General features: G+C 64.2%; 12 protein-coding genes. 6 read left to right on the top strand and 6 right to left on the bottom strand.

From position 1 onward, the window contains the following. Positions 1–39: 39 nt before the first annotated feature. Positions 40–261 (bottom strand): YgdI/YgdR family lipoprotein, encoded by a 222-nt coding sequence (locus PSEMO_RS10730; protein ID WP_075803050.1) that lies wholly within the window; start codon positions 259–261, stop codon positions 40–42. A gap of 193 nt (positions 262–454) precedes the next feature. Here PSEMO_RS10730 and moaB point away from each other — a divergent pair, with 193 nt between their 5' ends. Both moaB and PSEMO_RS10740 read left to right on the top strand, forming a co-directional pair. Then, the gene (gene moaB / locus PSEMO_RS10735; protein WP_075803051.1) at positions 455–994 is read left to right on the top strand and encodes a molybdenum cofactor biosynthesis protein B; all 540 of its coding nucleotides are present in this window, start codon (positions 455–457) and stop codon (positions 992–994) included. Then, complete coding sequence (locus tag PSEMO_RS10740; RefSeq protein ID WP_075803052.1) at positions 987–2,204, top strand: molybdopterin molybdotransferase MoeA; 1,218 nt, start codon at positions 987–989, stop codon at positions 2,202–2,204. The genes moaB and PSEMO_RS10740 overlap by 8 nt, the downstream gene beginning before the upstream one ends. A 93-nt stretch (positions 2,205–2,297) precedes the next feature. Here PSEMO_RS10740 and PSEMO_RS10745 read toward each other — a convergent pair whose 3' ends face one another. Next, positions 2,298–3,533: a glycosyltransferase family 4 protein gene (locus PSEMO_RS10745; protein ID WP_075803053.1), complete on the bottom strand. Its 1,236-nt coding sequence runs from the start codon at positions 3,531–3,533 to the stop codon at positions 2,298–2,300. A 192-nt stretch (positions 3,534–3,725) separates the two neighbouring features. Here PSEMO_RS10745 and yegS point away from each other — a divergent pair, with 192 nt between their 5' ends. Continuing rightward, positions 3,726–4,625 (top strand): lipid kinase YegS, encoded by a 900-nt coding sequence (yegS, locus tag PSEMO_RS10750; RefSeq protein WP_075803054.1) that lies wholly within the window; start codon positions 3,726–3,728, stop codon positions 4,623–4,625. On the opposite strand, the gene PSEMO_RS10755 is transcribed toward yegS, so the two are convergent. The 3 genes from PSEMO_RS10755 to PSEMO_RS10765 all read right to left on the bottom strand — a co-directional run bounded on the left by PSEMO_RS10755 (position 4,609) and on the right by PSEMO_RS10765 (position 7,076). Continuing rightward, positions 4,609–5,262, bottom strand: coding sequence for a response regulator (locus PSEMO_RS10755; protein ID WP_075803055.1), 654 nt, complete (start codon positions 5,260–5,262; stop codon positions 4,609–4,611). The genes yegS and PSEMO_RS10755 overlap by 17 nt on opposite strands. Then, positions 5,259–6,149: a sensor histidine kinase gene (locus PSEMO_RS10760; RefSeq protein WP_075803056.1), complete on the bottom strand. Its 891-nt coding sequence runs from the start codon at positions 6,147–6,149 to the stop codon at positions 5,259–5,261. Before PSEMO_RS10760 ends, PSEMO_RS10755 begins: the two co-directional genes overlap by 4 nt. Before the next feature lie 510 nt (positions 6,150–6,659). After that, positions 6,660–7,076 (bottom strand): hypothetical protein, encoded by a 417-nt coding sequence (locus PSEMO_RS10765; protein ID WP_075803057.1) that lies wholly within the window; start codon positions 7,074–7,076, stop codon positions 6,660–6,662. Between the two features lie 367 nt (positions 7,077–7,443). Here PSEMO_RS10765 and PSEMO_RS10770 point away from each other — a divergent pair, with 367 nt between their 5' ends. Further along, the gene (locus tag PSEMO_RS10770) at positions 7,444–8,379 is read left to right on the top strand and encodes a chemotaxis protein CheV (RefSeq protein WP_075803058.1); all 936 of its coding nucleotides are present in this window, start codon (positions 7,444–7,446) and stop codon (positions 8,377–8,379) included. Between the two features lie 47 nt (positions 8,380–8,426). Then, a complete protein-coding gene (locus tag PSEMO_RS10775) occupies positions 8,427–9,230 on the top strand; it encodes an MOSC domain-containing protein (protein WP_075803059.1) in 804 nt (267 codons plus the stop codon). 110 nt (positions 9,231–9,340) lie between these two features. Here the strand turns inward: PSEMO_RS10775 and PSEMO_RS10780 are convergent, their stop codons facing one another. Further along, positions 9,341–11,266 (bottom strand): transglycosylase SLT domain-containing protein, encoded by a 1,926-nt coding sequence (locus tag PSEMO_RS10780; protein ID WP_075803060.1) that lies wholly within the window; start codon positions 11,264–11,266, stop codon positions 9,341–9,343. Between the two features lie 173 nt (positions 11,267–11,439). Here PSEMO_RS10780 and PSEMO_RS10785 point away from each other — a divergent pair, with 173 nt between their 5' ends. Then, complete coding sequence (locus PSEMO_RS10785; RefSeq protein ID WP_075803061.1) at positions 11,440–13,362, top strand: ATP-binding cassette domain-containing protein; 1,923 nt, start codon at positions 11,440–11,442, stop codon at positions 13,360–13,362. Positions 13,363–13,398 lie beyond the last annotated feature (36 nt).

The raw sequence follows: 13,398 nt of genomic DNA on the forward strand, positions 1-13,398 counted from the left end.
CCCAATTCGTATGGATTCGGGGGCTTTTCTTCGTGGGTCCTACAGTTCTTTCACGGTGCGGATCTGGTCCTTGTTGACCCGGGTGCGCTTGCCGTCGAGTTGCTCGATTTCGTAGAAACCGGAGTCATCATCGAATTTCGGCGTATCGACGGCCTGGATTTCACGGCCATCGTTGAGGGTGATCACGGTTGGCGTGGAGCAACCGGCCAGTGCGCCAAGGCCAAGGGCGAGCAGGAATGCGGGAAGGGTCCGTTGAATCATGGTCAATCTCCAATAAATGAGGCCGTATCGTTCGTTAAGACGCAAACAGTTACAGCAAGTTCAGTGCGAAGTTGAGCCTAGTGCGGAATCGGCTTATTGACCGGCAGCAATGCCATGCCCGGTTGCTCGCGCGGGGCAGCGTTGCCCTGTGATATAACTCCGGTCATTCCCTTCGTTCTACGGACCCCATGCCATGAAAGCCAAGGCAGACGCGCCCTTCGTGCCGCTCAATATCGCCGTGCTGACCGTCAGCGACACCCGCACTTTCGAAACCGACACCTCCGGCCAGGTCTTCGTCGACCGCCTCACCGAGGCCGGGCACAACCTCGCCGAGCGCGTGCTGCTCAAGGACGACCTGTACAAGATCCGCGCCCAGGTCGCGACCTGGATCGCCGAGGACACCGTGCAGGTGGTGCTGATCACCGGCGGTACCGGCTTCACGGGGCGCGACAGTACGCCGGAAGCCGTGGCCTGCCTGCTGGACAAGCAAGTGGACGGTTTCGGCGAGCTGTTCCGGCAGATTTCCCTGGCCGATATCGGCACCTCCACCGTGCAGTCCCGTGCCCTGGCCGGGCTGGCCAACGGCACCCTGGTCTGCTGCCTGCCGGGCTCGACCAATGCCGTGCGCACCGGTTGGGACGGCATCCTCGCCGAGCAACTGGACAACCGTCACCGCCCCTGCAACTTCGTCCCGCACCTGAAGCAGGCCGCGCCCTGCGAAAGCCGTGGCTGAGGCGCCGGCGGCCAAGCCGCTGATCCCGGTCGAGGCGGCTCTGGAGCGTCTGCTGGCGCTGGCCGAGGCGGCGCCGATCAGGGACGTGGAAGAGGTAACCCTGGCCGCAGCCGAGGGCCGTGTGCTGGCGGCGGATCTGCATGCCACGCTTGACCTGCCGCCCTGGCCGAACAGCGCCATGGATGGTTACGCCCTGCGCGTTGCCGACTGGACGGGCGAGCCGCTGCCGGTCAGCCAGCGCATCTTCGCCGGGCAGGCGCCGGAGCCGCTGCAACCCGGGACCTGTGCGCGGATCTTTACCGGCGCGCCGGTACCGGCAGGTGCTGATTGCGTCGAGATGCAGGAAAACGCCGAAGTCCTCTCGGACCAGCGCGTGCGCTTTACCGAGGCGCTGCGCGCGGGCCAGAACATTCGTCCGCAAGGCCAGGAAACCCGCGCCGGCGAGTTGGTCCTGGCGGCCGGTACCCGGCTGGGTCCGATCGAGCTGGGCCTGGCGGCGACCCTGGGTTATGCACAGGTCAGCGTGGTGCGCCGGGTAAAGGTGGCGGTGTTGTCCACAGGCGATGAGCTGGTCGAGCCGGGCCTGCCGCTGGGGCCGGGGCAGATCTACAACAGCAACCGACGCCTGCTGTGCAGTTGGCTGCTGCGCCTGGGTTGCGAGGTCGTGGATGCCGGCATCCTGCCGGACAACCTGGAACTGACCCGGAAGCGTCTGGGCGAGCTGGGTGCGGTGGATTTGATCCTCTCGACCGGCGGAGTATCGGTGGGCGAGGCGGACTATCTCGGTATCGCCTTGCGCGAAGCCGGTGAGCTGGACTTGTGGAAGCTGGCGATCAAGCCGGGCAAGCCGCTGACGGTTGGCGCATACAACGACGTGCCGGTGATCGGGCTGCCGGGGAACCCGGCGTCGACGCTGGTGACCTTTGGTTTGCTGACGCGGCCCTATCTGCTGCGCCGCCAGGGTGTGCAGGAGGTGAAGCCCCTGCAGTTCGCCGTGCCGGCCGGGTTCGACTGGCCGAAGGCGGGCAATCGCCGCGAGTACCTGCGGGCGCGGATCGAGCAGGGCAGGGCGCTGATCTATCGCAACCAGAGTTCCGGCGTGCTGCGTAGCGCGGCCTGGGCCGAGGGGTTGGTGGAAGTGTTGGAAGGCAGTACGCCGATGCAGGGGGATATGGTTCAGTTCATTCCTCTGAGTGAATTGCTCGGCTGAGGATCTTCAGGGCTTCTGAGGGCCTCATCGCTGGCAAGCCAGCCCACAGGTTACGCGGTGCCTGTGGGAGCTGGCTTGCCAGCGATGGGGCCCTCAAGAACAACCCAAAGCACCAGGAATATCCCCCACCCCAACCGGCCTGCTCATCAACCGCTGATGCACCCCCTCCAACTGCATCGCCGCCACACTCCAGTCATGCCGTTCCCGCACAAACGCCCGCCCGGCCTCGGACAGCTGGCGCATCCTGTGCGGCTGATTCAACAACCGGGTCAAGGTCAACGCCAGATCCCCCGCATCATCCCCATCCAGATAATGCTCCCCGCGCTTCACCTGCAACCCCGACACCCCCTCCCTCGTCGTCACCACCGGCAACCCCGCCGCCATCGCCTCCAGCAGCTTGACCTTGCACCCGCCTCCCTGGCGCAACGGTGCGAAGAACACCGCCGACAAGCGTTGCAGTTCGCGCAGGTCCGGCAGGTACCCGATCCATTCGACCCGCGGATCATTCCAGTGCAAACGCCATTGCGCCGGCAGTGCGTGCCCGACAATGGCCAGGCGGACCGCCGGATTGCTTTGCCAGACCTGCGGCATGATCTCTTCCAGCGCCCATTCGATGGGCTGGCGATTGGCGCAGTGCTCGAAATTGCCGACGAACAGCAGGCGCTGGCTGTGGGGCGCGAAATCGATGTGCTGGTAATGCGCGCAATCGACGCCATTGACCACCACTTCGGTCAGTTTCCCGGTCATCCGGCTGATCTGCTCGGCATCCCAGGGGCTGACCGCCACCACTTCGCTGGCCTGTTTCAAGACCCGGGTTTCCCAGCGCCGGTAGCGCCAGCCATCGAAGCTGTTGAACGGCCGCAGCCACAGCGGCAGTCGGTCCTGGCAGGCGGCGCCCTTGCACCATTCCACCTGGTGCTCGCTGACGATGAAGGGCAGGCCGCTGGCCTGCAGGGCGCGTTCGAAAGGCTGGAAGCCGTAGCTGTGCTCGATCTGGATCACGTCCCAGTGTTCTTGCAGGAGCTTTTCGAACTCATGGCGCAAGTGGGGCGCCAGGCCGTTGATGCAGGCGCGCATCGGATAGCCGGCGGAGATCGCCGCCAGCAGGTTCAGCGGGCTGTGCAGGGCGCGTCGCGGCAGCACGATCAAGCGCTCCAGCAGCGGTGCCAGGGCTTCTCGCGCGGCGTCGCCGAGGGGGACCTTGGATTGGCTCAGCAGGGTGATGCGATGACCTCGCTCTGCCATGCCGCGCAACAGGTGGAACTGACGGGATTTGCTGCCGCTGGTGAGGGGCCAGGGCAGGTAGGGCAAGGTCCAGAGTACGCGCATGACACGTCCTCGCTACAGGGTTGTCGTCAATTAAATGGCTTTTTTGATTTAGGTGTCACTATTGGCCAATTATTTGTCGAAGCATGGTCGTGCCTGCAGGATTTTTCCACGCCGTTCGTAAGACGGCACAACTTTTCCCTGTCGCCGATGGTCGAGATAGGCAATCGATAATCCGCCGGGGAGGGCGATCCAATGAGCGAACGCAAGGCACTGCTGATCCTGCATGGCAAGCAGGCACTGAACGAGGAGGTGCGCGCGGCGGTACAGGCCATGCGCGAGCGCGGCTGGCAACTGGATGTGCGCCTGACCTGGGAGGGCGGTGATGCCCAGCGCCTGGTCAAGGAAGCCCTGGACGCCGGTTATCCACAGCTGATTGCCGGCGGTGGCGATGGCACCCTGCGGGATGTCACGCACGCCATGGTCAAGGCCGAGAGCAAGGCCAGCCTGGTCCTGCTGCCCCTGGGCACGGCCAATGACTTCGCCCGCGCCGCAGGTATCCCGCTGGAACCGGCCGCTGCGCTGGAACTGCTGGAAAGCGCAGCGCGACCTGTCGACCTGGGCGAAGTGGATGGCGAGGTGTTTCTCAATATGGGCACTGGCGGCTTTGGCAGCCAGGTGACCGCGCAGACCTCTGAAGACCTGAAGAAGGTGCTCGGCGCTGCGGCCTATCTGTTTACCGGCCTGACCCGCTTCACCGAGCTAGGCGCGGCCTCGGTGAGCCTGGAGGGTCCGGATTTCCACTGGGAGGGCGAGCTGTTGGCGCTGGGCATCGGCAACGGGCGCCAGGCCGGTGGCGGGCATGTGCTATGCCCAGAGGCGGTGGTGGACGACGGCTTGCTGGATATCAGCATCCTGCCGGCGCCACAGGAAGTGGTCGGTACCCTGCGTGATCTGCTGGCGGGCGGCCTGGGGCTGGACAGCATGTTCGTCCGTGCGCGCTTGCCGTGGGTGGACGTGAAGTGCTCGCAGGGGCTGGACATCAACCTCGACGGCGAACCCCTGCAGGGCGACAACCTGCGTTTCCGCGTGTTGCCCGGGGCGCTGCGCCTGCATCTGCCGGCACAGTCGCCGCTGCTCAGTCGTCGAGGCTGATGATCTGCTCGCGCACGGCAAACAGCACCAGGCCCGCCACGTCGTAGATCTGCAGGCGTTTCATGATCTGCGAGCGGTGGGTTTCCACGGTCTTCACGCTTAGGCCGAGGCCGTTGGCAATTTCCCGGGTGGATTTGCCGCGCACGATCAGGCGCAGGATTTCCAGCTGGCGCGCAGTGAGGTTGTGGTTTTCCACCGGCTCGGGCTTCTGCCCGCGCAGCAGCGCCTGGTTGATCACCGTGTGGGCGATGGCCGGGCTCAGGTAGCGCTCGTCGTTGCTCAGGGCGGCCAGGGCCTGCTCCAGCTCGGTGGCCGTGGTGTCCTTGAGCAGATAGCCGTGGGCACCGCTTTCCAGGGCCTGCATGATCAGGTGCGGGTCGGTGTGCATGGACAGGATCAGCACCTTGCAGCGCGTACCTTCGGCCTGCAACTGGCTGAGGGCATCCAGCCCGCCCATGGCGCGCATCGACAGGTCGAGGAGGACGATATCCGGATCGAGCTGGCGCACCAGGTCCACTAGTTGGCTGCCGTCGCAGGCTTCGCCCACCACGGTATAGCCGGGGATGTCGGAAACCAGGGCGCGTACGCCGGCGCGGATCAGGGAGTGGTCGTCCACCAGCAGCAATTTACAGGTCATGAAGTCTTACTTGAGTGGGCGCGCTCGCGCGTGCGGGGAGGCCAGGGGAAGGGCGCATCGATCCGCGTGCCCTTGCCTGGGTCGCTGTGCACCGTGAGGCTGCCGTTGAGCAGGTGTGCGCGTTCGGCCATGCCGGCCATGCCGCACTGGCCTTCCCCGCCAGGATCGGAAGAGGGCAGGAAACCCTGGCCATCGTCGCTGATCGACAGCGCCAGGCCCTCGGGCTGGCGCTGGAAGCTGACGATCAGGTTGTGCGCACGGGCATGGCGCAACACGTTGGTCACCGCTTCCTGGGTGATGCGGAACGCGGCCATGGCCATGTCTTCCGGGATGCCCTCCAGGCGACTCTTGCATTCCAGGCTCCAGCGCAGCTCGGTGTTTTCCAGAGTGCGCAGCAGGTGCGCACGCAGGCTGGCCTCCAGGCCGAGGCTGTTGAGCTGGCGCGGGGCGAGACTGGTGGCGAGGTTGCGCACGTTGGACAGGGTGTCGTCGAGGGTGCTGCGCAGCGTGCTGCAGTGTTCCTGCAGGGTTTCCGGGATGCGCCGGTGCAGCCAGTCGGCCTGGAGCTTGGCGGCGGTCAGCAACTGGCCGATGTCGTCGTGCAGTTCGCGGCTGAGGCGCTGACGCTCGCCTTCCTGGACCTTGAGCAGGCGGTCGGCCAGCTCCTGCGGCGACATCAGCAAGGTGTTCTTGCGCTGCTGGCCTGTCCACAGCACGCCCAGCAGGCTGACGATCTGCAGCAGCACCAGGAACAGCGGTACTGGCGTAGCGTTCAGGTAGCAGAGCAGCCCGGCCAGCAGCGATGCCAGGCACGACAGTGCGACGGCCCGATGCAGCAGGGCCGCGCCACGCGGGCAGCAGGTCAAGGTCTTGAGGCTTGAATACACGGGAAATGAAGCCACTGAAAGATCACTTTTCAAAGCCAGTCCGGGGTTGATTGAAAGGCTTTTGGGGAAGGCCTTCAACAACTTTCATCATCATGTTGCAACAGGGCGGCCAGGCACTTTTTCAGTGCGCTGAAAGCGCCATGTTCCAGCATGGCCAACAGTAGGCTAACGGCTCGGGTGGCGCATGTTATCACTTCGCACCCAATTGGTCGTCGGGTCTGTGATTGGCCGATGAGTCAGGTTTTACGGGCTGGTACGGTCGTTCCATCGAATGCCGATTCTAGCACTTTGCCACTACCGTTGGCGAATTCGAACTTTGCGTGAAAGCGGGCATGTGCTGTTTCCGTATTGGTGGAGTTGTATGGAAAGAGGCGGCTTAGTTGACGTTTAGTGTGCGGGCAAAACAGTGCGATATGTATGCCAGATATGTTTTCCGGAGCCGCTTAGTTGGACTTTGGTTGTATACGATCGTCTGCCAGGATGGCCGTGCCAGAGGGCCTGGCGCTTCGCTCAGGCCGTTTGCGCCGTGGCCCGCAGCGTGGTTTCCAGGCTATCGAGCAATTCCTGCTGCTCTTCGGCGTCCAGGTTCAGCGCGCCGCTGTGGGGGTCGATCAACTCCACCTGCCAGGCCAGCAGGCACAGGCAGGCTTCGAGGATGCCCAGGGCCGCTCCATGTAACCGGTTGCGGTGCTCGACCGGGGCGAGCGCCGCGCACAGCGCTGCGCAGAAATCGGCGATCTGCAACTGTTCCACGGACTGCGCCTTATCCCTAAGGGAAGCGAGGGTATGGATCAGGCAATGGCTGGCATCGGCATCCTCGCCGATCAGGCGAAAATGTTGCAGGCATTCCTGCCCACGGCTGAGCAGCAGATGAGCGTCACCCAGGAAATCCTGCAGGGCGCTCAGGTCCGGTGTGTCGTTGCGCATCAGTCCGCTCCCGCCAAAGCGCCGGGGCAGACGGACGAAGGCTCAGGAAGGGAGGCTGGCCACAGCAGTTTGATCGCGAACACAGGCCTGACTCCATTCATGCATTGAGAATGGCGTCACATTAATGGCTAACGGATATCACGAATATCAGGTCCAGCCCGATTGTTGATAAGGGTTTCCCTGATGAGGTTTTTCGGGTGTCACCCCGTTGCGGGGCAGGGCAGGAAAGGCCGTGAGCAAAGTAAAGCATGATGCTAAAGTGACATCAATGCCCCGCGCGCTTTTTCTTCAAGGGGTCAAGATGGCTCGCACGCGGCCGATATAGGGCCAATGCTTTTTACTTTTTGCAACAAGCTTGGGGGATTCAATGGCTGGCATTCTCGACACGGTAGACCAAAGGACACAGCTGGTAGGCGAGAACCGCCTGGAAATCCTCATGTTCCGCCTCGCGGGCCGGCAGTTGTTCGCGATCAACGTCTTCAAGGTGCAGGAGGTCCTGCAACTGCCCAAGCTGACCCTGATGCCGCAGCGCCATAGCTACGTGTGCGGCGTGGTCAACCTGCGCGGCCAGACCCTGCCGGTGATCGACCTGTCCCAGGCGATCGGCATGCGTCCGCTGGAGCCGGGGCCGAACAGTACCATCATCGTCACCGAGTACAACCGCTCGGTGCAGGCCTTCCTGGTGGGCGGCGTGGACCGCATCGTCAACATGAACTGGGAAGCCATCATGCCTCCGCCGACCAGCGCCGGTCGCCAGCACTACCTCACGGCCATCAGCAAGGTCGACGAGCAACTGGTCGAGATCATCGATGTCGAGAAGGTCCTGGCGGAAATCGTTCCGTACAACGCCAAGGTGTCCCGGGACAAGCTGGAGGATCCGGTGCTGCAGCGTGCCTATGGCCGCGAAATCCTCCTGGTGGACGACTCCACCGTGGCCCTGGCGCAACTGCGGGAAACCCTGTCGCAACTAGGGGTGAAACTGCATGTGGCCAGTGATGGCCTTAAGGCTCTGAAGATGCTCAAGGGCTGGGCGGACAGCGGTGTGGATGTCTGCGAGAAACTGCTGATGGTCTTCACCGATGCGGAAATGCCGGAAATGGACGGCTATCGCCTGACCACCGAGATCCGCAGCGATGCCCGCCTGCGTGGTCTGTACGTGGTGCTGCATACCTCGCTGTCCGGCAGTTTCAACGAATCCATGGTGAAGAAGGTCGGCTGCGACAACTTCCTCTCCAAGTTCCAGCCGGATCGCCTGGTGGAAGTGGTGCGCCAGCGCCTGCAGATGGACGAAGCCACCGCCTGATCCCGCGTCGGGTGTAAGCTGCTCTCTTTTCCCAGGGGAGCCTGTCCATGCAGCTGAGTGCGCTTTATCGTTATCCGCTCAAGTCGGGGCGGCCCGAGGCCTTGCAACGGTCGCCCTCGGGCCTGCTCGGCCTGGCCGGTGATCGTCGCTGGATGCTGGTGGACGCCGGCAACAACCGCTTCCTGACCCAGCGCGCCTTTCCACAGATGAGCCAGCTGTCGGCGCTGTATGCCGCCGATGGCGGGCTGTTGCTCGATGCTCCCGGTTTCTCCACCTTGCATGTCGCCGTGCCGGCGCCGGATGACGAGCTGCGCGGCGTGACCATCTGGCGCGACACCCTGCGCGTGCCGGACGCCGGCGATCAGGCTGCCGAGTGGTTGAGCAGCTTCATGGGCCGTCCCGTGCGCCTGGTGCATGTGCCCGAGCAGCGCACCCGCTACCTGCCTTCCGGTTATGGTGAGAACAGTGACCGGGTGGCGTTCGCCGATGGGTTTCCGCTGTTGCTGATCGGGCAGGCGTCGCTCGATGACCTGAGCCGGAAGGTCGGGCGGGAGATGGAGATGCTGCGGTTCCGGCCGAACCTTGTGATCGAGGGGGCCGAGCCGTTTGCCGAGGACGGCTGGAAGCGCATCCGGATTGGCCAGCAGACGTTCCGGGTGGTCAAGCCTTGCGGGCGTTGCATCCTGACCACCATCGACCCGGCCACGGGCGAGCGCAGTGCGGACCGCGAGCCGTTCGCGACCCTGATGAATTATCGGCAGAAGGAAGGGGAGGCCATGTTCGGGCAGAACCTGGTGGCCGATGGGGAGAGTGTGCTGGAGGTGGGGATGGAAGTGGAGATTCTGGAGTAGGCTTTCTGTGTTCTTGAGGGCCCTATCGCTGGCAAGCCAGCTCCCACAGGTCCGGTGTATGCACCTGTGGGAGCTGGCTTGCCAGCGATAGGGCCCTCAAAGACTACACATCACTGATCATCGAAATACCGCTCATGCCAATCCACCAACGGCTGTGGTGAATTGAGTTTCTGCCCGTAGATCACCGCATAAGACAGCACGTTCTGCACATACTGCCGGGTTTCATCGAACGGAATCGATTCGACCCACACATCGAAACTCAGATGATCGGCACCACGCAGCCACTGCCTCACCCGGCCAGGCCCTGCGTTGTACGCCGCCGAAGCCAGCACCCGGTTGCCATTGAACTGCCCGTGCACCTGGCTCAGGTACGCCGCGCCCAGCTGGATGTTCTTGTCCGGATCCAGCACCTGGCTCTGCGACGCCAGCGGAATGCTGAACTTGCGTGCAGTCTCCTTGGCCGTCGCCGGCATGAGTTGCATCAGGCCGCTGGCGCCGACGCTGGAACGGGCGTCGTCCATGAAGGCGCTTTCCTGGCGGGTAATGGCGAATACCCAGCTCGAATGCAGGCCGCGTACCTTGGCCTCGCGCACCAGCGTGTCGCGGTGGGCCATCGGGAAACGGATATCCAGGTCGTCCCAGTACTGCGCCTGGCTGATGGTGCGGATCGCCGGGAAGTACCAGCGCAGGTCATAGGCGATGCGCGCCTGGGCGACCATTTCGTCGCGGTTGAAGTGACGGCTGACGTGGTACCACTCGCGACGGCCATCGACGATCTGCCCGCGGGCATGGAATTCCAGGGCGCGGCGGATACCCGGGGTGTTGCGCACCTTGTTCATCAGTTGCTGGCTGATCACCAGCGGCTTGTTGTTCAACTGGTAAGGCGTCTGCGTACGGTCGGCGGCGAGGAAGCCATAGAAATCACGTTCACGGGCCACGGTCTTGTACAGCAGCGGGATCTGCGGGTTCTGCGGCTGTGCCAGCTCCAGGCTGCGGGCCTGCCAGTAGCGCCAGCGGTTGGTGGTGGCGAGGTCCTGGGGCAGGCGCTTGCTCAGGTCGTAGGCGTCTTCCCAGCGCCCGAGGCGCAGGAGCAGGCGCATGCGCCATTCGCTGACGGTGTTGTCGCGCAGTTGCGGGTCGTAGCGGGTCATCAGGTCCAGGGCCCGCGGGTCGTAGCGGCGGGCCAGGGTCAGGCCGATCTCGCGGGCGATGGCGACTTTTTCCTCGACCGAGAAGTGCATGCGGTTGGCGTAGTCATCGAGCAGGGCCATGGCCCGCTCCGGGTCCTGGCGGGCCAGGCGGCGCAGGCCGAGGCTGACCACGTCGGACATGGCTTCGTTGGCCGGGGTGAAGCGCGAAGGCTGGTTGAGCAGCTCCGGCTTCTGTGCCACATCCACCAGCAGCCGGCCTTCGTTGCCGAGGGTCGGCAAGGTCTTCACCAGGCTGTTGGCCAGGGCGTAGTTGCGCGCCTGGGCCGCCAGCTTGGTGCGCAACCAGCGTTTCTGTTCGGTCAGTTGGCCTTCTGCGGCCCAGCGTTCGAACAGCGCATCGCAGGCGGCAGGTTGCGATTTGCCTACCGACCAGAGTTTCTCGGCCGTGGCATAGCCCTCGGCGCGCAAGCCGTGGCCCAACTGGTACTGGCCGTTGAGGCAGTCCAGTTCGGTGAAATTCAGCTTCGGGTCGTAGTACTTGACGAAGGGCTGCCAGTCGCCGCGCTCGGCCAGCCAGCGCAACCAGCGCAGTTTCATCCAGTTGGCCTGGGGCAGGTCGCCGTTCTTGGCGAGAAAGCCTTCGATCTCCGCATTGCTCGCGCTTTTCAGACGCGCGGTCAGCTCGTCGTAGGCCAGGTAGGGTTCCAGCGGGTAGTCGTGCAAGGCAGCGGCATAACGCTGGTACGGACCGCTGTCGCCCTTGGCCAGCGCACGCTTGGCTTCGTCGTACATCTGGCGTTGCTGGGCGAGATCGGCGGCTTGCGCGATACCGGCCACCGAGGCGGAGAGAAGCAGGCAGGAAACGAGGTTGAGCAGGCGGCGCATGAGACTTCCAGACAGTTGACCAAAACGAGTGACGGCGTCGCCAGCACTGTGGGTTCACACGCCTTAGCTTAGCCGTTTGCCCGCAGTCGATGAAAGCATTGTGCTTGTATCGGGGCAGGCTGTGCCGGGCGGTCAAGTCGGGTAGAATGCGCGCCCGCTTTCTGGAGAACAACATGACCCTGCTCAAATTCAGCGATGTGTCCCTCGCGTTTGGCACCATGCCCTTGCTGGACAAGGTGTCCTGGCAGATCGCCCGTGGTGAGCGGGTCTGCATCATCGGCCGCAACGGCACCGGCAAGTCGAGCATGCTGCGCCTGGTCAAGGACGAGCAAAAGCCCGACGACGGTGAAATCTGGCGTGCCCCCGGCCTGAAGATCGGCGAGTTGCCCCAGGAACTGCCGGTGGCCGACGGCCGTACCGTGTTCGACGTGGTTGCCGAGGGCCTGCAGGGCGTCGGTGCGCTGCTTGCCGAGTATCACCACCTGAGCCAGAACATCCACAGCGATGCCGATCTGGAAAAGCTCATGCACGTCCAGCAGGACCTCGAGGCCCGTGACGGCTGGCGCCTGCAACAGCTGGTGGACAGCACCCTGAGCCGCCTGCAACTGCCGGCCGACAAGACCCTCGCCGAACTGTCCGGTGGCTGGCGTCGTCGTGTGTTGCTGGCCCAGGCGCTGGTGTCCGAGCCGGACCTGCTGCTGCTCGACGAGCCGACCAACCACCTGGATATCGGCGCCATCGCCTGGCTGGAAGATGCCCTGAGCAGCTTCCCCGGCGCCGTGCTGTTCATCACCCACGACCGTTCCTTCCTGCAGAACCTGGCCACGCGCATCCTTGAACTGGACCGCGGCGGCCTGATCGACTGGAATGGCGACTACGCCAGCTTCCTGGTGCACAAGGAGGCCGCGCTGGCCGCCGAGGAAACCGCCAACGCGCTGTTCGACAAGCGCCTGGCCCAGGAAGAAGTGTGGATCCGCCAGGGCATCAAGGCCCGGCGTACCCGTAACGAAGGCCGCGTGCGCGCACTGAAGGCCCTGCGCGTCGAGCGCAGCGAGCGTCGCGAGCGCCAGGGCAAGGCGAACATCCAGATCGAATCCGCGGAGAAATCCGGCAAGCAGGTGATGGTCCTTGAGAACGTCAGCTTCGCCCACCCGGGCGGCCCGACCCTGGTCAAGGACTTCTCCATGGTCCTGCAGCGCGAGGATCGCATCGGCCTGCTCGGCGCCAACGGTACCGGCAAGACCACCCTGCTCAAGCTGATGCTTGGCGACCTGCAGCCGACCGGCGGCAAGGTCGAGGCGGGCACCCGTATCGAAGTGGCGTACTTCGACCAGCTGCGCAACCAGCTGGAACTGGAAAAGACCGTGATCGACAACCTGGCCGAAGGCCGGGACTTCATCGAGATCGATGGCCAGAGCCGCCATGTGCTCAGCTACCTTGGCGACTTCCTGTTCAGCCCGCAGCGTGCGCGCACGCCGGTCAAGGCGCTGTCCGGTGGCGAGCGTGCGCGGCTGCTGCTGGCCAAGCTGTTCAGCAAGCCGGCCAACCTGCTGGTCCTCGACGAACCGACCAACGACCTCGACGTGGAAACCCTGGAATTGCTGGAAGAAGTCCTGGCCGGCTACAAGGGCACCGTGCTGATGGTCAGCCACGACCGGGCCTTCCTGGACAACGTGGTGACCAGCACCCTGGTCTTCGAAGGCGAAGGGCGCGTGCGTGAGTACGTTGGTGGCTATCAGGACTGGATCCGCCAGGGCGGTTCGCCGCGCCTGCTGGGCGTCAGCGAGAGCAAGTCGGGCAAGTCCGAGCTGAACAGTGCCGTGGTTGCGGCGCCGGTGGCCGAGGCTGCGCCGGTGGCTGCCGCGGCCCCGGAAGCGAAGAAGAAGCTCAGCTACAAGCTGCAGCGCGAACTGGAAGCCCTGCCGGGCCAGATCGAGGAAATGGAAGAGAAGATCGCTGCGGTGCAGCAGGAAATCTCCGATCCGGCCTTCTACCAGAAGCCGATCGACCACACCGCCAAGGTGCTGGCCAGCCTGGAGACCATGCAGGCGGAGCTGGATGTGCTGGTGGAGCGTTGGGCCGAGCTGGACAGCTGATAAAGGAAGGGGCCCGTTGCGGGCCCCTTTGTTCGA

The sequence above is a fragment of the Pseudomonas putida genome (genome assembly GCF_001941965.1).
GTDB lineage: Bacteria > Pseudomonadota > Gammaproteobacteria > Pseudomonadales > Pseudomonadaceae > Aquipseudomonas > Aquipseudomonas putida_L.